Annotated in this window: 19 protein-coding genes; 14 read left to right on the forward strand and 5 right to left on the reverse strand. The window is 48.6% G+C overall.

Annotated features, from left to right (window positions below; translation table 11 throughout):
• Positions 1-2 precede the first annotated feature (2 nt).
• Genes M1D30_RS02570 through cls form a run of 3 tightly spaced genes read left to right on the forward strand, consistent with a single transcriptional unit; the run spans position 3 to position 2,390 of the window.
• The gene (locus tag M1D30_RS02570) at positions 3-335 is read left to right on the forward strand and encodes a 6-carboxytetrahydropterin synthase (protein ID WP_248505955.1); all 333 of its coding nucleotides are present in this window, start codon (positions 3-5) and stop codon (positions 333-335) included.
• Positions 322-900 (forward strand): radical SAM protein, encoded by a 579-nt coding sequence (locus tag M1D30_RS02575; RefSeq protein ID WP_248505957.1) that lies wholly within the window; start codon positions 322-324, stop codon positions 898-900. Before M1D30_RS02570 ends, M1D30_RS02575 begins: the two co-directional genes overlap by 14 nt.
• 59 nt (positions 901-959) lie before the next feature.
• Positions 960-2,390 carry a cardiolipin synthase gene (gene cls, locus M1D30_RS02580; protein WP_248505958.1) on the forward strand — a complete coding sequence of 477 codons (1,431 nt, stop codon included), beginning with the start codon at positions 960-962 and terminating at the stop codon, positions 2,388-2,390.
• Here cls and rsmD read toward each other — a convergent pair.
• Together rsmD and M1D30_RS02590 are read right to left on the reverse strand one after the other, a co-directional pair.
• On the reverse strand, positions 2,362-2,913 hold the full coding sequence (rsmD, locus tag M1D30_RS02585) for a 16S rRNA (guanine(966)-N(2))-methyltransferase RsmD (protein ID WP_248505966.1): 552 nt from the start codon (positions 2,911-2,913) through the stop codon (positions 2,362-2,364). The two genes, cls and rsmD, sit on opposite strands and share 29 nt — an antisense overlap.
• A 38-nt stretch (positions 2,914-2,951) precedes the next feature.
• Positions 2,952-3,755: a DUF3822 family protein gene (locus M1D30_RS02590; RefSeq protein WP_248505968.1), complete on the reverse strand. Its 804-nt coding sequence runs from the start codon at positions 3,753-3,755 to the stop codon at positions 2,952-2,954.
• An 82-nt stretch (positions 3,756-3,837) separates the two neighbouring features.
• Between M1D30_RS02590 and M1D30_RS02595 the strand changes: the two genes are divergently transcribed.
• The 4 genes from M1D30_RS02595 (at position 3,838) to M1D30_RS02610 (ending at position 9,139) form a co-directional block, all read left to right on the forward strand.
• Positions 3,838-5,283 carry an ATP-dependent RecD-like DNA helicase gene (locus M1D30_RS02595; RefSeq protein ID WP_248505970.1) on the forward strand — a complete coding sequence of 482 codons (1,446 nt, stop codon included), beginning with the start codon at positions 3,838-3,840 and terminating at the stop codon, positions 5,281-5,283.
• A gap of 18 nt (positions 5,284-5,301) precedes the next feature.
• A complete protein-coding gene (locus M1D30_RS02600; protein WP_248505972.1) occupies positions 5,302-5,919 on the forward strand; it encodes a hypothetical protein in 618 nt (205 codons plus the stop codon).
• A 36-nt stretch (positions 5,920-5,955) separates the two neighbouring features.
• A complete protein-coding gene (locus M1D30_RS02605) occupies positions 5,956-6,912 on the forward strand; it encodes a transporter (protein WP_248505974.1) in 957 nt (318 codons plus the stop codon).
• Positions 6,913-7,030: 118 nt separating this feature from the next.
• Positions 7,031-9,139 carry a PP2C family protein-serine/threonine phosphatase gene (locus M1D30_RS02610; protein ID WP_248505976.1) on the forward strand — a complete coding sequence of 703 codons (2,109 nt, stop codon included), beginning with the start codon at positions 7,031-7,033 and terminating at the stop codon, positions 9,137-9,139.
• 103 nt (positions 9,140-9,242) lie between these two features.
• On the opposite strand, the gene lpxB is transcribed toward M1D30_RS02610, so the two are convergent.
• On the reverse strand, positions 9,243-10,367 hold the full coding sequence (gene lpxB, locus M1D30_RS02615; RefSeq protein WP_248505985.1) for a lipid-A-disaccharide synthase: 1,125 nt from the start codon (positions 10,365-10,367) through the stop codon (positions 9,243-9,245).
• Positions 10,364-11,128 carry a 5'/3'-nucleotidase SurE gene (gene surE, locus M1D30_RS02620; RefSeq protein WP_248505986.1) on the reverse strand — a complete coding sequence of 255 codons (765 nt, stop codon included), beginning with the start codon at positions 11,126-11,128 and terminating at the stop codon, positions 10,364-10,366. Before surE ends, lpxB begins: the two co-directional genes overlap by 4 nt.
• 149 nt (positions 11,129-11,277) lie before the next feature.
• Between surE and M1D30_RS02625 the strand changes: the two genes are divergently transcribed.
• From M1D30_RS02625 to nadE, 6 genes are all read left to right on the forward strand, one after another.
• A complete protein-coding gene (locus M1D30_RS02625) occupies positions 11,278-12,042 on the forward strand; it encodes a ParA family protein (RefSeq protein WP_248505988.1) in 765 nt (254 codons plus the stop codon).
• Between the two features lie 2 nt (positions 12,043-12,044).
• Positions 12,045-12,959, forward strand: coding sequence for a ParB/RepB/Spo0J family partition protein (locus tag M1D30_RS02630; RefSeq protein ID WP_248505989.1), 915 nt, complete (start codon positions 12,045-12,047; stop codon positions 12,957-12,959).
• A gap of 64 nt (positions 12,960-13,023) precedes the next feature.
• Positions 13,024-13,752, forward strand: coding sequence for a DUF5683 domain-containing protein (locus M1D30_RS02635; protein WP_248505990.1), 729 nt, complete (start codon positions 13,024-13,026; stop codon positions 13,750-13,752).
• Positions 13,753-13,761: 9 nt separating this feature from the next.
• Positions 13,762-15,081 carry a transglycosylase SLT domain-containing protein gene (locus M1D30_RS02640; RefSeq protein ID WP_371874164.1) on the forward strand — a complete coding sequence of 440 codons (1,320 nt, stop codon included), beginning with the start codon at positions 13,762-13,764 and terminating at the stop codon, positions 15,079-15,081.
• A gap of 32 nt (positions 15,082-15,113) precedes the next feature.
• A complete protein-coding gene (locus M1D30_RS02645; RefSeq protein ID WP_248507727.1) occupies positions 15,114-17,384 on the forward strand; it encodes a bifunctional (p)ppGpp synthetase/guanosine-3',5'-bis(diphosphate) 3'-pyrophosphohydrolase in 2,271 nt (756 codons plus the stop codon).
• A 36-nt stretch (positions 17,385-17,420) separates the two neighbouring features.
• Positions 17,421-18,275, forward strand: coding sequence for an NAD(+) synthase (gene nadE, locus M1D30_RS02650; RefSeq protein WP_248505991.1), 855 nt, complete (start codon positions 17,421-17,423; stop codon positions 18,273-18,275).
• Between the two features lie 69 nt (positions 18,276-18,344).
• Here nadE and M1D30_RS02655 read toward each other — a convergent pair whose 3' ends face one another.
• Positions 18,345-18,695 (reverse strand): MerR family transcriptional regulator, encoded by a 351-nt coding sequence (locus tag M1D30_RS02655; protein WP_248505992.1) that lies wholly within the window; start codon positions 18,693-18,695, stop codon positions 18,345-18,347.
• Between the two features lie 109 nt (positions 18,696-18,804).
• Between M1D30_RS02655 and alaS the strand changes: the two genes are divergently transcribed.
• On the forward strand, positions 18,805-21,468 hold the full coding sequence (gene alaS / locus M1D30_RS02660) for an alanine--tRNA ligase (RefSeq protein WP_248505993.1): 2,664 nt from the start codon (positions 18,805-18,807) through the stop codon (positions 21,466-21,468).
• Positions 21,469-21,585 lie beyond the last annotated feature (117 nt).

Here is a 21,585-nt window from a genome sequence, read left to right on the forward strand (position 1 = left end):
TTATGTATTACATTCAGAAAAAATTAGAAGTATCAGCCAGCCATCACTTGGTGCTGGACTATGAGAGTAAGTGTTCAAACTTGCACGGTCACAATTGGATTATCACCCTTTATTGCCGTGCTAAGGAGTTAAACCAAAATGGTATGGTGGTCGACTTTACAGAGATTAAACGTAATATCAAGGGTAAGTTAGACCATCAGAATTTGAACGATGTACTGCCCTTCAATCCAACGGCAGAGAATATTGCCCGTTGGTGTGTAGAGCAGATTCCTACCTGCTACCGTGCTGAGGTGCAGGAGAGTGAGGGCAACTTGGCAGCCTATGAAGAGGATTAATAACATATTCTATTCATTGCAGGGTGAGGGACGCAACACAGGTCGTGCTGCTGTCTTCATCCGCTTTGCCGGTTGTAACCTGCGTTGCTCGTTTTGCGATACGGAATTTGAGACCTATCGCGAGATGAGTAGTGAGGAGATAATGGCAGAGGTTGAGGCACTCTTACCTCATACCTCATGCCTCAAACCTCTTGTTGTCCTGACGGGTGGTGAGCCCACCTTGCAGGTTGATGAGACTTTCGTGGACTTCCTGCATGAGCATGGCTATGAGGTGGCCATGGAGAGTAATGGCACACGTCCTGCTCCCAAGAATCTCGACTGGCTTACGGTATCGCCTAAGCAAAAGCCTGTTCACCAGCGTTGCAGCGAGGTGAAGGTGGTCTTTACGGATGCCGACCATGTGTCGGACTTTGGGCTCGAGGCCGACTACTATTACCTGCAGCCTTGCGACACAGGCGACGCTCAGCGCAACAAGGTTATCACGCAGACCTGTGTAGAGTATATCAAACAGCATCCGCAATGGCGGCTTTCGCTACAGACCCACAAACTTATTGATATAGAGTGATGAACCTCGATTTACGATTTCCGATCCTCTAACCCCTAACTTCTAACCCCCCAAAAACAATGACCTGGCAAGCTATCTTAATCCTCATTTATCAGATAATAGTCATCGCGACTATTATTCACGTGGTGATGGATAATCGTCAACCTTCCAAGACGATGGCATGGGCTATGGTCATCTATTTTGTACCTGTTGCTGGCGTGGTGGCCTATCTGTTCTTTGGCATCAATACACGCAGGGAACGTATGGTGAGCAGCAGGTCGATGGACCAGTTGACCAAACGCTCGATGTTGGAGTTTGTGGAACAGCGTAACTTGCAACTGCCCGAGTCGCATCGCTCAGTGATGGATCTCTTTGTGAACCAAAGCTTTTCTTTGCCCTTTAATAATAATAAGGTGGAAATCCTGACTAGTGGTTATGACTTTGTTCCGTCGTTGTTGCACGATATTGCTCAGGCCACCAATCATATACATATCGATATGTATATCTTCGAGGACGATGCTTTGGGACGACTTATCTCAGATGCTTTGATTGATAAGGTTCATGAGGGTGTAGAGGTGCGTGTCATCTATGATGATGTGGGCTGCTGGGGCGTGAAGAAGGAATTCTTTGAGCGTATGCGTATTGAGGGAATTGAGGTGGAGCCCTTCCTGCCTGTTCGTTTCCCTACCTTTGCACGTAAGGTGAACTATCGCAACCACCGTAAACTCATTGTGATTGATGGTAAGGTGGGCTATGTAGGAGGCATGAACCTTGCACTCCGCTATGTGAAAGGTCGCAACAACCGTGGGTGGCGCGACACGATGTTGCGTATTGAGGGTGGTGGCGTCTGCTCTATCCAGAGGGCTTTCCTGGTTGACTGGTATTTTGTTGACCGTACGCTACTCAGTGATCGTAAGTACTATCCCATCAATGAGCATGCTATGATGAATAATAATGCTCAGTGCGTGGTTCAGACCATTACCTCGGCTCCCTTGGCTCCTTATCCTGAGATTATGCAGGGTTTTGTGCGTATCATCTTGGGAGCCAAGAAGTATGTCTATATCCAGACACCTTATTTCCTGCCTACCGATGCCGTGTTCTTTGCTCTGAAGACAGCCGTTACTTCTGGCGTTGATGTGAGGGTGATGGTGCCTAAGAATACGGATGGCTGGTTTGTGGAGTGGGGTAGCAGGAGCTATCTGCGTGAGGCTCATGAGGCAGGCATCCGCGTGATGCTCTACGAGGAAAAGTTCCTACATGCCAAGATGATGGTGTGTGACGACTCGCTCTGTACCTGTGGTTCTACGAACATTGACTTCCGAAGCTTCGAGAATAACTTTGAATCGAATACCTTTGTCTATGACGAGGACGTGGCCCAGCAGATGAAGCAGGTGTTCCTGCAAGATGCAGAACATACCATTCCTTTGACAAGTTTGCCAAAGCTCATCCGTCCACGTTTCTTTGCTCGCCTGGGTGAGTCGTTTATGCGTTTACTTTCGCCTTTGATGTAAACAAACTGAAATTGACACTGCCATAGCTTCTGTGCTCCACAAAGTGCGGATGCGCTGAGAAGTCATGATCTTTGCCGTGCTCAAATACGAAAATGCCGTCCTCCTTCAAAATTCCTTTCTCAAACACAAGATCAGGAATCTTTGGTAAGTCCTTCAAGGCATAGGGAGGGTCGGCAAAGATAAAGTCGAACTGCTGGTGACAGCTTTTTATGAATCGGAAAACATCGGCACGCAGAGGGATACAACTATCGTCGCCCAACTTCTTAATGCACTCACAGATGAAGCGGTGATGATCGCGGTCCATCTCGACGCTGATTACCTGTTGGCAACCACGTGACATGAGCTCCAAGGAGATGCTGCCTGTGCCAGAGAATAAGTCTAACGCTGTAGCTTCCTCGAAGTCGATATACTGCGTCAGTACATTAAAAATGTTTTCTTTGGCAAAATCTGTTGTAGGCCGCGCCTTAAACGAGCGCGGAACCTCGAAATGTCGTCCTTTATATTTTCCTGTAATGATTCTCATATCTATTTTCCAACCACTAACCTCTAACCACTAACTCATCACCTTCCCTTGATATACAGTGTCTGTAAATCGTAAGGCATGCCTTTAATCTCAGTGATAGCATGACGGTTGAAGTCGGCCGAGGGATTGATGATATAGGCGTTCTGCAAGAATTTCTTCAGTTCTGCCTGCAGCCATTCCTTTTCTGGTATTTCGCCTACGATATGCAACTCGTCGTACTCGGGCTGCAGGCGCAATTGTTTCCATACATAGAGCAGGAAATAGAGTGAATCGTTGGCACGACTCGCCTCGAAGGTGTTGCAGAACTTAAACCTGTTTTGCTGGAAACTGAAGATGTCGAGGCGCTTCTCGTGAAAATAGCCATACAATTTGTGGCGCGTGCCGGTATAGCTACGCTGATGCAGATGACGCCATACTGGTGAGATGGCCGTGATAACCTTCACATCCTTGAAATGGTCGTCGATAACCAGTCGCAAGTCCTTGTTCATCGCAAATACCGCCACTGCATTGAGGTCGGGCAACACATTATAGCACACGATGTCCTGCTCTTTCTTGGGGAAGGTGTGACTATACATCTTGTCGATGTCCTTCTCGTCAAACAGTTCCACTGGCACCATCAGCACGTCAGAGTCGAGCACCACCCTTACTCTGGCGGGTGGGTCCAACAGCAGGTCAGCTGTCTTAAACGCCTCACGAAGATTGGCCGCCATCGACACACCGCTTTTGATGACATACGGTTCGTAGATGACGTCTTTCTCATTCTCCGCCACCTGCGAGAACGACATAGAGTTGCGCCCTATGCGGATGGTGAGTCGTTGCTTGTTGCTTGTTATTTCTGGCATCCTCGTTGTTATTTTTTGCAAAGGTACGAAATAATAATGAATTATGAATTAATATTATGAATTATTTTATACCTTTGCACAGATGATTCAGGACGAACTCATAAATAGGCTACGGACAAGTCTGGGACATATACCCACGGTTGAGCAGGAGAGTGCCATACAACACTTTGTTCAGTTTCTCACCGATCGCGATGAGCGTACGGTGTTTGTGCTCCGTGGCTCGGCAGGTACGGGTAAGACCACGTTGGCTGCGGCAGTGGTGCGTACTCTCAAGGCTCTGCAGCAGAAACTCGTGCTGATGGCCCCTACGGGACGTGCCGCCAAGGTGTTCTCTGGCTATGCTGGTCATGCGGCCTACACCATACACCGTCGCATTTATCGTCAGAAAACGGCTGGCGACCTCTCAGCTTTCAGTCTGAACATCAACCAAAACACAGAGACCCTCTTCATGGTCGACGAGGCCTCAATGATTAGTAACCAAGGCTTTTCTGATACCTTTGGCACAGGTCGTTTGCTCGATGACCTCATCCAGTTTGTCTATAGCGGCCGCAACTGCAGACTGGTGCTGGTGGGCGATGTGGCTCAGCTCCCCCCTGTGGGCGAGGATGAGAGTCCTGCCCTGATGACCGACATACTGCGCAGTTATGGACTTTCTATTTATGAATGCGACCTCAACGAAGTGCTGCGTCAAGCCGAGGATTCAGGCATTCTGTGGAATGCAACGGAGGTGAGAGGGATGATGGATGATGGAAGCTGGATGACGGAAGAAGGAGATTGCCAATTGCCTAAGATTCGATTTGATGGCTTTGACGATATCCAAGTGATGCCTGGCGACGAGCTTATCGAGAGTCTGGCTACCAGTTACAGTAGGGTGGGTGTGGACGACACGATGGTGGTGACACGAAGTAACAAACGGGCGAATATCTATAATCAAGGCATTCGCAATACAGTGCTCGACCGTGAAGACGAACTCTGCACAGGCGACCGCATCATGATTGTGAAGAACAATTATTACTGGACAGAGCAGTCGAAGGAGATTCCTTTTATAGCCAACGGTGACATTGCTATCGTTCGACGCGTACGTCATGTTCACGAACTCTATGGCTTCCGTTTTGCCGAGGTGACGATGACTTTGCCCGACTATGACGATTTCGAACTTACTGCTACCGTCTTGCTCGATACATTGACTAGTGAGGCGCCAGCACTGACGCGCGAACAACAACAGCAATTGTTTGATAAGGTGATGGAGGATTATATGGATGTGCCCTATAAGTCGGACCGCCTTAAGAAAATCAAGCAAGACAAATATTATAACGCCCTGCAGATTAAGTTTGCCTATGCGGCTACCTGTCATAAGACGCAGGGCGGACAGTGGGCGCACGTCTATATCGATCAAGGCTATGTCACTGACGATATGTTGGGACCCGACTATTTTCATTGGCTCTACACGGCACTCACACGTGCCACTGAAAAGGTCTTTTTGGTCAACTGGCCAAAGAATCAGATAACCAACAACAAAGAGGAATAAAGCCCTGTTGAGATTATTATGAGTTACGACATTGCAATCATTGATCATCACAAGCGATTTGAAACGTGCAAGGAATTCCTATTGTGGTATAACGATGCCGTTCAATATTTGCAAGAAGATTATCAGCAGACTTCTCCAGTGTTACAACAATGGTTCCTGAAAATAAAGAATCATATTCGTCCACTGAATGGTGAGTTTGCACCTGCAGCTGAAGAACTGGATACAGGAGAATTTCTTGAGGCCGATTATTCTTTTGGAAAAGAGATGATATATGTCTCACTCGCTTCGACCGATGCTCATAAGACAAGCGCATTGGCTCGCGACCTAGCTAAAGAATTCGACCTGGCCTATTTCGATATCAGCGGAATGAGTGAGTTGTATAATGCTGATGGGAGCCATTTCCTGGTATCAAGTCAGCAAGAAACAATCGATGCCTCTCAGGAAGGATATAATAGCAAATCTAAAAACAGAAAGATATTTATTTTTTTTGTTCTACTGTTATATCTCATAGCCTTATATATATGTTTCCTTAATGCTGATTCATGGGGTGGAAAGGTATTAATTCCGCTAACACTATCCATCTTGATTCCCTTTTATGGATTTATGCAGGGAAAGGAAAAGAACACTGGAACGTAGTATTATAAGCTTCTGAATACGATTATGCCGCCGACAATGAAGATAATTAAGTTTTTGAAAGACTGGACGCTGCCCGTGTCGATGGGTACGGGAGCGCTGCTGTATTTGGTGTTTGCCTACGTACCAGAGTTGGACGAGGCTGCCCTGTTCTTTGACCCCGTGATGGAGGCCATCCTACCCATGTTTATGTTCCTGGTACTCTTTGTCACTTTTTGCAAAGTCGATTTTCATAAGATGCGTCCAGTATGGTGGCATCTGTGGGTGAGTATCTTTAACCTGCTGTTCGTTGGCATTGTGATGGCGTTGATACTAGGATTGAACCTGAAAGCCGAGAAACTTGTGCTGATGGAAGCCCTGCTGATGTGTATCATTGCACCTTGTGCCACGGCCGCTGCAGTTGTGACCCAGAAGTTGGGCGGTTCGTTGGAACAGACCACCACCTTTACTTTTCTTTCTAATTTTATCACGGTGCTATTGGTCCCGGTGTGCTTTCCAATGATAGAGAAAGGTGCCGATATCTCGTTTATGAGTGCCTTCTGGAAGATTCTCTATCAGGTTGTTGTGCTATTGGTGGTGCCCATGTTGCTAGCCTATGTGGTGAAACATACCATGCATCGCCTGCATAAAAAAATAGTGAGCATCAAAGACTTGTCGTTCTATCTCTGGGGCTGCTCGCTGATGATTGTGACGGGTACCACTGTGAAGAATATTCTACATGCAGAAGCCTCCGTGTTGTTGCTCGTGGTGATAGCCCTTTTAGGCTTGCTGCTGTGCGTAATCCAGTTTGCCGTTGGTCGCTTCATTGGCCATTTCTTTGGTCGTACACAAGAAGCAGGTCAGGCCCTTGGACAGAAGAATACCGCTTTCGCTATCTGGCTGGGTATCACCTATCTGAATCCGTTGTCGTCAGTGGGCCCAGGTTGCTATATTCTCTGGCAGAACATCATTAACTCTGTTGAGATATGGCAAGAGCGGAAGAAAAACAATATGTAAAATACTTTTTGGTGTTATGAAGTAAAAAGGCGTTATGATAGTTGGAAAAAATGATGAAATTATTTTGATGTTCTGAGTTTTTTCTATATCTTTGCAACAGAATACTAAATCATTGCATATGGGAAAACATACGAGATTTTTGCCTTTTACTCTTCTTGCCGCTGTCTTTGCACTGACTTTTTCGTGCAAAGAGGACAAGTTAGCGCAGGATTTTACGAGTGGACAGGCAGATAGTCTCATCTTTGAAGCAGGTGTTCAGAAGGACTACGAGCACATGGTGTCACTGGTTGACAGTCTTGAGCGCGTGGGAAGTATTTCTGTGATGAATGCAGACCGCTGGCGTGGTACAGCCTACTATAGACAAGGACAGTATCGCTCGGCAGAATTCTACTATAAAAAAGTTATGGACGGCGCTATCGAGACCACGCAGGATTCGTTGGCCTATGTCAAGTCGGCACGCCGTTTGTCTGAATTGCTGTTGATAAAAGGCGACTATGAGGGCTCACTGCGTGTGGCCATGCCTGCCGTTCAGAAATTACAGGAGTCGGGCTACGGCTCGGATATCGACTATGCCATCCTGCTCAATAATATTGGATGCTGTCAACTCTATCTGGGATATGATGAAGAGGCCAAGGAGAGTTTTGCCACAGCTCGCGGCCACTATAAGAACCGCTGGCAGACAGACAGTACCAGTCGCGGTTATCAGGAAGCCGTGCTTGGCACAGTTTACACCAGTCAGGCCTATATCAACACACGACATTTCGCTGAGGCTGCCCAATGGATTGACCGTACAGACTCGTTGCTGACCCTTTATCACGAAATGCCCGATGCCCGTCTCGAATACTTTGACGAATATCGCGGACGTGTTTATATCATGAAAGCTGTGGCCCTGCAAGGCTTGGGTAACCTTGCTGATGCAGCCAAGGCCTATCAGTCGTTCCAAGCTACTGATTTCTCAAAGACAAGTTCTGCCCTGATTTATGCCAACGACTATCTGATGGCAGCCGGACGCTATAAAGAAGCGGCCGACAACTATCAAAACCTGGACAAGATGCTGGCTGAGCACGGCATGCGTGAGTCGCTGGACATCATCCAACTCTTCCTGTTGCCTAAGTTCCGTGCCAATGCGTGGGCATTGCGTCGCGACTCAGCAGTGGCAGTGGGCATGCACCTCTGTGATGCCTTGGACAGTGCCATCGTCAAGAATAAATCGAACGATGCTGCTGAGTTGGCCACCATCTATGAAACACAGCAGAAAGAGGCTCAGATAGCCATGCAGCAAGCCAATATGGCTCGCCAGCGTATGTTCAGTTCGTTGGTGGCTCTGGCACTGGTAATCATCTCCTTCTCTATCATTATCTTCTTCCGCATTCGTGCTGCCAAGCGCCTGAAGAATGCTCACCGTCAGTTGGAAGAGGCACACGAGAAGTTGCAGGTGGCCTACGACCAGTTGGAAGAGACGACAGCGGCCAAGGAAAGAATAGAAAGTGAGCTCCGCATTGCCCGCGACATCCAGATGTCGATGGTGCCGCAGCATGCCCCTGAGCGTCAGGGATTGGATCTGCATGCCTCGATGATCACGGCCAAGGAGGTGGGTGGCGATTTGTATGGCTATCTCCTGGAGGGCGACTCGCTATACTTCTGCATAGGCGACGTGAGTGGTAAGGGCGTTCCTGCATCGCTCTTTATGGCTCAGGCCACTCGACTGTTCCGCACTATGGCATCGCAGCACATGATGCCAGCCGAGATTGCCACTCGTATGAATGCAGCGCTGACTGAAAACAATGAGCAGGGCATGTTTGTTACCATGTTTATGGGTCTGCTTAATCTGAAGACAGGTAAGTTGAACTTCTGCAATGCAGGACATAATCCTCCATTGGTGATGGATAGCCCCTTGTCAGCTGTTACTGATAGAAACTATCCTTTCCGTTATTTGGAGATGGAACCCAATGCGCCTATTGGCTTGTGGCCAGAGTTGGAGTTCGTTGGCGAAGAGATTGAGAACCTGAAAGGCCGTCCAATGGTGTTCTATACCGATGGACTGACAGAGGCAGAGAACAAACAGCAAGAACAGTTCGGCGAGGAGCGTCTGCAGGATTTGTTGTGTCATAACGTACTTACCAGTGCCAGGGATGTAGATGCTTTCCTGAAGAGAGAAGTGGAGAAGTTCCGTGATGGTGCTGAGATCAACGACGATATGACACTGCTTTGCATGCTGATAGAATAATGAATCAAAATAAAAGTGACTTGGTTTGCATTCAAAACCAAGTCACTTTTATTTTGTATCTATATTACTTTGTCTTGTTATCTATGTTGTTCTCTTAGTCAAACTATATTGTTTTGCTGAGTAGTTCAATCATGATTTTTGCAGCGTTCTTAGGCGCATTCTCTTTGCCAAGGCGAGCCCACACCTCCTGGTAGCCTGCCAGCATGCGCTCACGCTCAGAACCACTGAGGATAGCCTCGAGATTCGTCTCGATGTTCTGCTGTGAGAAGGTGTCGGCAACCAGTTCTGGCACCACCTCGCTGTCGGCAATGAGGTTCACAAGTGATACGTATTTCACCTTCAGAATCTTCTTTCTAAGCCAGCCAATGAGTTGGGGTAGGGGCGTTTCGTAGCACACCACCTGGGGAACGCCGAAGAGAGCAGTCTCTAATGTGGCAGTGCCACTGGTAACCAAGGCTGCATGCGACTTGCTGAGCAGGTCGAAGGTCTGGTTCTTTACTAGTCGCACACCAGTACCACCGATAAACTGGTTGTAATATTCCTCGTCGATACCAGGCGCACCTGCCAATACCAGTTCGTAGTTTTTCTCGAATTTCCGTGCAGCCCTAATCATCGTGGGCAGATTGTCCTTGATTTCCTGGCGACGCGAGCCGGCCAGCAAGGCAATAATAGGCTTTTCACCTCTTGGCTCTTCCTTCTTGTCTTTTTCCTTGAGGAACTCCTTTATCTCGTCGGCAGTGGGATTGCCCACATAGTGAATGGGGTAGTGATGTTTTCCTTCGAAGAAGTCCACCTCGAAAGGCAGAATGGAGAAGAGTTCGTCAACATCGCGTTTGATGTTCTTGATGCGATACTCCTTCCATGCCCATATCTTTGGCGAGATATAATAATAAACAGGAATCTGTGTGTTGGCTTTAACGTACTTCGCAATGTCGAGGTTAAAGCCTGGATAGTCTACGAGAATCACCACGTTGGGCTGCCATGTCACAATGTCGTGCTTGGCTTGGCGCATGTTGCGCAGGATGGTGGGCAGATGAAGTAACACAGGTACAAAGCCCATGTATGCCAACTCGCGGTAGTGCTTCACCATGGTGCCGCCGGCCGCCAGCATCTGGTCGCCGCCGTAGAAACGGAACTCAGCCTCAGGGTCTTGTTCCTTGAGGGCTCTCATCAGTCGTGAGGCGTGTAGGTCGCCTGAGGCCTCGCCAGCTATCAGGTAGTATTTCATTGTTCCCAATCTTCTTTCTGTTTCAGAAACTCATAGGCTGTCACGTCAATCTGTGTGGGCGTGATGGCCACATATCCATTGTCCAGGGCCCAGCGATCGGTGTCCTGCTGTTCTGGTTCTTCGTTGCGATAGTGGCCCACCATCCACCAATAGTCGTAACCACGTGGATGATGACATAGTGTGGTCTCGTTATTCCATGAGCCAATGGCCATGCGACACATCTTTACTCCTTTATACGATGTGCCTTTAGGGAAGTTGATGTTCAGGCAGATGCCCTTTGGAAGCCCTTCGTTCAGTACTTTCTCTGTAAACTTGCGGATATAGGGGCGTAAAGGCTCGAAGTCGGCGTCGTCGTGGTTGTCGCACAGCGAATAAGCCACCGAGGGAATAAACTTTAGGCATCCTTCCAATGTGACGCCCATGGTGCCGCTGTAGTGCGTGTTCACCGATGCGTTGTCGCCGTGGTTGATGCCGCCAATTACCATCTGGGGCATGCGCTGACAGATATTGGCCAGAGCCATCTTGACACAGTCAACGGGCGTGCCGTTACACGACCATATCTCAATGCCTTCGCTCTTCTTTTGAAGGGTGAGTCTAAGGGGTGTGGTGGCACTGAAGGCACATGAGAATCCTGAGCGGGCTGAGTCGGGCGCACATACGATAATGTCGGCTATGTCACGTAGCATGTCAACAAGGCAACGTATGCCTTTGGCCTGAAAGCCATCGTCGTTGGAAATCAATATCAGGGGTCTTTCTGTCATTCTTTTTGTAATTTTGTGTGCAAAGTTACTTATTTTCTTTGAAATACCCAAAAATATAAAATAATTAAAATAAATGCAGTGAAACAACCGTTGTTTCACGGAAAATTAGTATCTTTGCAGCCTATTATCAAATTAGGAGAAGGATAGAAATGGGAAAAATAATTGCATTAGCAAATCAGAAAGGTGGCGTTGGAAAAACAACGACAACCATTAATCTGGCTGCTTCGCTGGCCACGCTGGAGAAGACTGTGCTGGTGGTGGATGCTGATCCACAGGCCAATGCGTCGAGTGGACTGGGTGTCGACCTCAAGGAGGTGGATTGCTCGCTCTACGAGTGCATCATTAACCACACAGACGTTCGTGAGGCCATCTATACCACCGATATTGAGGGACTGGACATCATTCCCAGTCATATAGACCTGGTGGGTGCCGAGATCGAGATGCTGAACCTGGATAATCGTGAGAAGGTCATCAAGCAACTGCTGGAGCCCATTCGAAATGAGTACGACTATATCCTCATCGACTGCTCGCCCTCATTGGGACTTATCACAGTAAACTCACTCACAGCTGCCGACTCGGTGATTATCCCTGTGCAGTGTGAGTACTTCGCACTGGAGGGTATCTCAAAACTCCTTAATACGATTAAGATTATCAAGACGAAACTGAATCCGAAACTTGAGATAGAGGGCTTCCTGCTCACGATGTACGATTCGCGTTTGCGCCTGGCCAACCAGATTTACGACGAGGTGAAACGTCACTTCCAAGAGCTGGTGTTCAAGACAGTTATCCAGCGTAACGTGAAACTCTCTGAGAGTCCCTCTCATGGTCTGCCAGTCATCCTTTACGATGCAGACTCAACAGGTAGTAAGAACCATTTAGCATTGGCAAAAGAAATAATCAGCAAGACAAAATAACTATGGCCGTTAGAAAGAAATTTGATAAGAGCGTGCTGGGCCGCGGACTGGATGATATTGGAAATGGTCGCGGACTGGATGCACTGATAGATACGAGTGACGTGTTGACACAGGGATCTTCTAACCTGAATGAGATTCCCATTGACCAGATTGAACCCAATCCTGACCAGCCCCGTCGTGAGTTTGATGAGGCTGCCATGCAGGAGCTGGCCACAAGTATCCAGAATATGGGTATCATCGCACCTATCACTCTGCGACAGGTGGCCCCTGACCACTATCAGATCATCGCTGGTGAGCGTCGCTGGAGAGCGTCGCAGATGGCTGGTCTTCAGGCCATCCCTGCCTATATCCGTACTGCCAACGACGAAAGCGTGATGGAGTTGGCGCTGGTAGAGAATATCCAGCGTGAGGACTTGAACGCCATTGAAATTGCATTGGCCTACGAACATTTGGCAGAGACTAGTGGTATGACCCAGGAAAAGATCTCTGAACGTGTAGGTAAGAGTCGCACAGCAGTGACCAACTATATGCGTCTGTTGAAGTTGCCCGCCCAGATTCAGATGGCTTTGAAGAACCGCGAGATCGATATGGGACACGCACGCGCCTTGCTGTCGCTCGACTCGCCCTCAATGCAGTTGAAACTCTTCCGCGATGTGCTGAAGAACCAATACTCTGTACGTAAGGTCGAGGAGATGGTTCAGGCCCTGAAGAGTGGCGAGGATGTGCAGTCGGCACGTAAGCGCATCTCAACAAACACACCGCTGGCAGCTCACCTCACAGAGAAGAGAGACTCGCTGACGAAGTATCTGCGCACGAAGGTTCATATGACATGCACAGCAAAGGGCAGTGGTAAGATTAGTATCGCCTTCGCTAATGAGGAAGATCTGAATCGTATCCTGGCTCTGCTCGAGAAATAAAGACATAAGATAGGATAGATTAATGATAATGAGGTTAAATCAGAGTATAAGGAAGAATAGAAAGATGAGAAGGCTCATGGCCTTTTTGCCTTTTTACCTTTTTACCCTTTTGCCTTTATCAGCCTCTGCACAAAATGAGGTGTCCGACTCTATCGTACAGGCTATCGATTCGATGTATAACGCCATGACGGTAGACACTGTGGCTATCAGCGACAGCATCGAGAATATCAAGTCGGTGGTTGTGGTCGAAACACCTAAAGCACTGAAGGCCGAGCGCGACTGGAACACGTGGCGTCCTAATCCGCAAAGGGCCCTGTGGCTGGCCTTGGTGATTCCTGGCGGTGGCCAGATCTACAATAGGAAATACTGGAAACTGCCAATCGTTTATGGTGGCTTTGTGGGCTGTGTCTATGCGATGATGTGGAACAATATGATGTACCACGATTACTCGCAGGCCTATCTGGATATCATGGACAACGATCCGACTACGGCCAGCTATAATAAGTTTCTGCATCTTGGTAAGCAGATTACAGACGATAACAAAGACCGCTATAAGCAGGTGTTTAAGAGCAGAAAGGATAAGTATCGCCGTTGGCGCGACCTGAGCTTCTTCTGCTTGATTGGTGTCTATGCCGTATCGGTGATTGATGCCTATGTCGATGCTGAGTTGTCGGCGTTCGACATTTCCAAGGACCTGAGTCTGAAGGTACGACCCACGGTCATGGGAAACAATTCTTCAATGAATCCGCTGTATGCTACGTCGTTGGGCGTGAATTGCAGCATAAACTTCTAAATAAGGGAAATGAGAATGAAAATAGAGACCATAGCAAAACAGGCAACTAAGAGTCTTGTGCTCTTGGGCGCCTTGCTGTGCTGGCCTTCTGCTATGCAGGCCCAGATTACCGTTGTAGACGAGGATGACGATGAAATTGAGGTCGTCGACGAACAGGGACTTGAGGAGATTGAGTTCCCTGAGTCTATGACAGACAACCTGGATAGTCTGATGAATCAGTATATGTCGAAAACATATCTGACGCCAGATAACGACTGTCAGATGAAGAACGAGAATCCCGCATTCTCTAAAGAGGTATTCATGGATCGCTTGCATCGCATGCCTACCATCATGGAGATGCCTTATAATGATGTGGTGCAGTCGTGCATCGATCGCTATACTGGCCGCCTGCGCAGGTCAGTAAGCTTCTTCCTGGGCGCAGCCAACTTCTATCTGCCTATCTTCGAAGAGGCCTTGGAGGCTTATCAGATGCCTTTGGAACTGAAGTATCTGCCTGTCATCGAGTCGGCACTGAACCCCACGGCTGTGTCGCGTGTGGGTGCCACGGGTTTGTGGCAGTTTATGATAACCACAGGAAAGGCCTACGGACTGGAGGTTAACTCGCTGGTTGACGAACGTCGCGACCCTGTGAAGGCATCGTATGCTGCAGCACGTTATCTGCGCGACCTCTATCGCATCTTTGGTGATTGGAACCTGGTTATCGCAGCCTATAACTGTGGTCCTGAGAATATTAACAAGGCCATTCGTCGTTCTGGTGGCGAGACAGACTATTGGAAGATTTATCCCTATCTGCCCAGAGAGACTCGCGGCTATGTGCCTGCGTTCATCGCTGCCAATTATGTGATGAACTATTATTGCGAGCATAACATCTGTCCCATGAACAGTCAGTTGCCCACGAAGACAGATACGGTGGTGGTTAATCAGAATGTGAACTTCAGTCAGTTGGTGAGTGCCTGTGGTTTCGACCTTCAGATGCTTCGCTCGCTGAATCCCCAATATCGTCGTGACATTGTGCCTGGTGCCACCAAGCCTTCTGCCATCCGTTTGCCAGTGGCCGATGTGGCTCGCTTTATTGACATGCAGGACTCGATCTTCTCTGTCAATAGCGCCACAGACAAACGCCTTGTCGTAGAGGTTGAAGAGGAAGTGGTGAAGCCAGCAAAGGCCGACAGGCGTTCGAACAAGGGTGCCCAGTGGCATACGATTAAACGTGGCGACACGATTGGCGGACTGGCCAGGAAGTACAGGACAACAGCTTCGAAGATCAGGAAACTGAATGGATTGCGTAATAACAATATTCGTGCAGGACAGAAACTGAGAGTACGCTAGTTATATATAATATGGTATAAGGAGGAATGGCTATGGATGATGAGCAGATGAAACTTGACGCAGTAGATGATAAGTTGATTAATGATGCGTTTGAAAGACTGATAAACGACTACCTGAACTCACGCCATCGTAAAAAGGTGGACCTGATTACAAAGGCATTCAACTTTGCCCGTCAGGCTCATAAGGGTGTGCGCCGTCTGTCTGGTGAACCTTATATCATGCACCCCATTGCTGTGGCTCAGATTGTTTGCTCTGAGATAGGACTGGGTTCTACGAGTATCTGTGCGGCCTTGCTCCATGATGTGGTGGAGGATACGGACTATACTGTTGAGGATATCGAGAACATGTTTGGTCCGAAGATCGCGCAGATTGTTGATGGTCTGACGAAGATCAGTGGTGGCATCTTTGGTGAACAGGCTTCTGCTCAGGCAGAGAACTTCAAGAAGTTGCTGCTCACCATGAGCGAGGACATCCGTGTTATCTTGATTAAGATAGCCGACCGTCTGCACAACATGCGCACGCTGGATTCACAGCCTGCCAATAAGCAATACAAGATAGCAGGCGAGACACTCTATCTGTATGCACCCGTGGCCCACCGACTGGGTCTTTATAAAATCAAGTCGGAGCTCGAGAACTTAAGTTTTAAGTTCGAACATCCAGAGGAATATGCCTTTATAGAGAAGAAACTGGAAGAGACGCGTGTCTCCAGACATGAGTCGTTCGACCAGTTTATCGCACCTATCAAGGATGTGCTGCATAAGATGGGTATTGAATACGAGATTCGCGAACGCGTGAAAACGCCTTATTCTATTTGGAATAAGATGCAGAAGAAGCATGTGACGTTTGATGAGATCTATGATATCCTGGCTGTGCGTATCATCTTTACGCCTAAGGTGCGTGAGGAGGAAATCAACGAATGCTTTAACATCTATGTGGCACTGACGAAAATCTATAAGAGTCATCCTGATCGAACACGCGACTGGCTCAGTCATCCTAAGGCCAATGGCTATCAGGCACTTCATGTGACACTGATGTCGAAACAGGGTCATTGGATTGAGGTGCAGATTCGCTCGGATCGTATGAACGAGATTGCCGAGCAGGGATTGGCAGCCCACTGGAAATACAAGGATGGCGCTGAGGGCGAGATTACTGAGGATGAGAATGAGTTGAACGAATGGCTGCGCACCATCAAGGAGATTCTTGATGATCCTCAGCCTGATGCCATGGACTTTCTCGATGCTATTAAGCTGAACCTCTTTGCCAGCGAAATCTTTGTCTTTACGCCTAAGGGCGAGATCAAGACGATGCCTGCCGATTGTACAGTACTCGATTTTGCCTTCTCTATTCACACCTTCCTGGGCTCGCATTGTATTGGTGCTAAGGTGAACCATAAGCTGGTGCCCATGAGTCATCGATTGAAGAGTGGCGACCAGGTGGAGATCCTCACCTCCAAATCGCATCATGTGCAACCATCGTGGATCAATTTCGTATCGACGGCTAAGGCCAAGGCTAAGATTCAGGCTATCTTGCGCCGTTCTAGTCGTGAAATCCAGAAGAAGGGCGAGGATAGACTACATGCCTGGCTCAAGAAGAACGGCTTTGAACCCACGTTGTCAGTCATTGACCGTCTTTGTAAGTTTCATGATGTGTCGCGCCGTGAGCTGCTGTTCCAGGCCATTGGCGACAATGTCATTCTCTTGGGAGAAAAGGATGTCGACGAACTGAAGGGAAGACACGCCAAGAAACCTGAGAATGGTGGTGGATGGCGTAAATTCGTACCTTTTGTCAAGGCAAAGAAGCCTGAGGAAGAGGTGGCGAAACCTGAACTGTTCGTCGTTTCAAAGGACTTTAACCGCAAGAAACCAATCTATATCAATGAGGATAACATCCGTCAGTATATCTTTGCCGACTGCTGTCATCCTATTCCTGGCGACGATACGCTGGGCTATATAGATAATAACAACTGCATTGAACTTCATAAGCGTACGTGCCTGGTTGCTAATAAGTTGAAGGCAAGTTATGGCAACCGTATCCTCGATGTGAAATGGGATATGCACAAGAAACTGTTCTTCGATGCTACGATACGTTTGGCAGGCATTGACCGTCGCGGACTGGTCAACGAGGTGACACGTGTCATCTCAAACCAGTTAAGTGTCGATATTCGCAAGCTGACGTTCACTACGGAGGATGGCATCTTTGATGGCACCATAGATCTGCGAGTGCACGATCGTGATGATGTTCGCGAGATCATTGATAGTCTCAAGGAGGTCGATGATTTAAAGGAGATTTCACAAATCATGTGATAAATTAATTAACAATTTTTTTAACACACAATCACTATGGACTACAAAAAAGTTTTTGAAACGATGGTTGCTGAGACATCAAAGTATCTCGCCGATCATCGTCTAAAGACTATGGTGTTAGGTCTTTCAGGAGGTATTGATTCAACTGTAACAGCAGCCGTTTGTCATGAGGTGGTTAAGCGTAATCCTGACTTGAAGTTCATTGGCGTGAGCATGCCTTGCACCACGAATTCTGTCGAGGAGAACGACTCGGCCAGCAAGGCTATGAAGGCTTTCTGTACAGAGTATTGGGTAGAAAATCTGCAGGCACAGTATCTGCTGATGAAGGCTACCTGTGAGCAACATTATGCGTCGACGGCTCTCTCTCAGGGTAACATCAAGGCTCGTCTGCGCATGATCTATCTGTATAATATCGCTTCAGTGACTGGCGGCATGGTGATGGATACCGACAACCTCACAGAGCACTATCTGGGTTTCTGGACCATCCATGGTGATGTGGCCGATTATAATCCTATTGGCGGTCTGTGGAAGCACGAGGTGTATGCTTTGTGTAAGTATCTGTTCACTGAGGTGTTCACAGATACAAACGATGCACGCTATCAGGCTTTGAAGTCGGCCTACGACATCATGCCAACCGATGGTAATGGCGTGTCGGCTGGTGGCGACATGGCTCAGATTGCTCCTGGTCATACCTATGAGGAGGTGGACGACATCCTGAAAAGCTATATCAGTAAGAAGGATGAGCCCGAGGCTCAGACTGCCGAGGTGGAGCGCCTTAACAAGGTCTATGGCGCCGACACGGTGGAGCGTGTGCTGAACCGTCATCGCAACTCAGAGTTTAAGAGAAAGAGATTGCCCATTGCCATTGCGCGTGAGCTCTATGAAGATTAAATAGTAAAAGTGAAGGTCCCTAAGTTTCGAATGAACTTAGGGACCTTTTTTTTTATGACTCTTGATGGATTATTGCAGTCCATCTAACTGTTTCTTAAGGGCTTGCAGATCGTCGCGTACAGCCATCAGACGGCTTAGCACATCGGCCTTCTTGTCGGCACCGTCGCGGTTGGCAGTAATAATCTTCTTGGCTGCGGCCAACTTGAAACCACGCACTTTCACAAGGTTGTGAATCAGCTTGATTTGCTCTATGTCCTTCTGGGTATATTGGCGCACCTTGTTGGGACCTGAAGTCTTCGGCTTCAGATAAGGAAACTCCGTTTCCCAAAAACGAAGCGTGCTCTCGTTGAGGTCGAACATCTCGGCCACCTCCTTGATGGAGTAATAGAGTTTCAAATTCTTATTCAGGTTCAGTGCCATAAATCCTTGTGATTTGTGTGCAAAGATACGAAATTATTCTTAATTCGTCATCGTTTATTCACCATTTTTTTGTAATTTTGCACCCAAATTGTAAAAAAGTAAAGAAACAATGATGACCGCTAAAGAGATTCGCGACTCGTTCAAGACGTTTTTTGAGTCGAAACAGCATGCCATCGTGCCTTCTGCACCGATGGTAATCAAGGATGACCCCACGCTGATGTTCACCAACGCGGGTATGAACCAGTGGAAAGATATTATCCTGGGTACACGCGACCCAGAGCCCCGTCGCCGTGCCGATACACAGAAGTGTCTGCGCGTTTCTGGTAAGCACAATGACTTGGAGGAGGTAGGTCACGACACCTATCACCACACCATGTTCGAGATGCTTGGTAACTGGAGCTTTGGCGACTACTTCAAAGAGGGTGCCATCGACATGGCATGGGAATACCTGGTTAATGTGCTGAAACTGAATCCAGAGGATCTTTACGTAACCGTATTTGAAGGCTCACCTGAAGAAAATATCCCTCGTGATGACGAGGCTGCTAAGTATTGGGCCAAGCACGTGCCTGCCGACCATATCATCAACGGCAACAAGCACGATAATTTCTGGGAGATGGGCGATACAGGTCCTTGTGGTCCTTGCTCAGAGATTCACGTTGACTCTCGTACCCCAGAGCAGCGCAAGGCCAGCGGCAAGAGCGGTCGTGAGCTGGTGAACCAGGACGATCCTCAGGTTATCGAGATTTGGAACATCGTGTTCATGCAGTTCAACCGCAAGGCTGATGGTTCACTCGAGCCCCTGTCAATGAATGTGATTGATACAGGTATGGGCTTCGAGCGCTTGGTTCGCATGATGCAGGGCAAGCACTCTAACTACGACACGGATGTGTTCCAGCCCATCATTAAGGCCGAGCAGCAGATCACTGGTCTGAAGTACTTCACCTTCGAGGAGGAGACAGAGAAGCCCATCACCAAGGAACAGGACGATATCAACGTGGCCATGCGTGTTTGCGCCGACCACCTGCGTGCCGTTGCCTTCTCAATTGCCGATGGTCAGCTGCCCTCTAATGCCAAGGCTGGCTACGTGATTCGTCGTATCCTGCGTCGTGCCGTTCGTTATGCCTACACCTTCCTTGGTCAGAAGGAGGCATTCCTCTATAAGCTCCTGCCCACACTCGTTGAGGAGATGGGCGACGCCTTCCCAGAGTTGAAGGCTCAGCAGACACTCATCGCCAAGGTGATGAAGGAAGAGGAGGACTCTTTCTTGCGTACTTTGGAGAAGGGTATCGGCATGCTGAACGATGCTATGGAGCAGTTGAAGGCCAATAACAAGACAGAACTTGACGGCGTTCAGGCCTTCCGCCTGTTCGATACCTATGGCTTCCCTCTCGACCTGACCGAGTTGATTTGCCGTGAAAATGGCTTTACTGTCAACGAGGAGCAGTTCAATGCCGAGATGCAGAAGCAGAAGGACCGTGCTCGTAATGCCGCTGCTGTCGAGAACTCAGACTGGGTAGAGCTGGCAGCCGGCGAACAGCAGTTCGTTGGTTACGACTATACTGAGTATGAGTGCCGCATCCTGCGCTATCGTAAGGTGACTCAGAAAAAGAACGAGTTCTATGAGCTGGTTCTTGACAACACACCGTTCTATGGCGAGATGGGTGGCCAGGTGGGCGACCAGGGTGTTCTGGTTTCTGAGAACGAGACCATCGAAATCATCGACACCAAGCGCGAGAACGGCCAGAGCGTACACATCGTGAAGCAGTTGCCAAAGGATACTGCTGCTCAGTTCATGGCTTGTGTTGATACTGATAAGCGCGACGCCAGCGCTGCCAACCATACTGCTACCCACTTGCTCGACTATGCCTTGAAGCAGGTGCTGGGCGACCACGTAGAGCAGAAGGGTTCTTTCGTTAGCCCTGACACCCTGCGTTTCGACTTCTCTCACTTCGAGAAGGTCACCGACGAGCAGATTCGTGAGGTGGAGCGCATGGTCAACGATATGATTCGTCAGGATATCCACATCGACGAGCATCGCGATATGCCTTTCGACGAGGCTAAGAAGTTGGGTGCCATCGCCCTCTTCGGCGAGAAATATGGCGACAAGGTGCGTGTGGTTCGCTTCGGACCCTCATGCGAGTTCTGTGGTGGTGTTCACGCCAGCAGCACTGGTCGCATCGGTTTCTTCAAGATTATCTCTGAGAGCAGTGTGGCTGCCGGCATCCGCCGTATCGAGGCCAAGACTGGTAAGGAGTGTGAGGAACTGCTGTATCAAACCGAGGATATGCTGCGCGCCGTGAAGGCATTCTTTAATAATGCCAAGGACCTGCAGGGTGTCATCAAGAAGTATATCGAGGAGCACGACTCTATGAAGAAGGAGATTGAGGGCTTCCAGGCACAGGCCGTAGAGCGCGCTGCCAAGCAGTTGGTCGAGAAGGCTCGCGAGGTTAATGGCGTGAAGGTGATTACAGCCGTTCTGCCCATGGCGCCTGCTGCTGCCAAGGACCTGGCCTTCAAGATTCGCGCTGCTGTCGACGGTTCTTTCGTTTGTGTATTGGGTACGCACGCCGACAACAAGCCCCAGCTCTCTATCATGATGAGCGACGACATGGTGAGCGACCACCAATTGAATGCTGGTCAGATGGTGCGCGAAGCTGCTAAGCTCATTCAGGGTGGTGGCGGCGGTCAGCCTCACTTCGCCCAGGCAGGCGGTAAGAGTGTTGACGGACTCAGTGCTGCTGTCGATAAAGTACTCGAACTGGCTAAGTTATAATCCAGTTCGGATCTTCCGAAAACATATTTTTCTAAGATACCATACAGCGGTATCGTGACTACCAATCTTTGGTATGCACGATACCGCTGCTTGGTATTCATACTACCGCCCTTTGGT

It is taken from the genome of Prevotella sp. E15-22, from assembly GCF_023204875.1.
Classification (GTDB): Bacteria; Bacteroidota; Bacteroidia; order Bacteroidales; family Bacteroidaceae; genus Prevotella.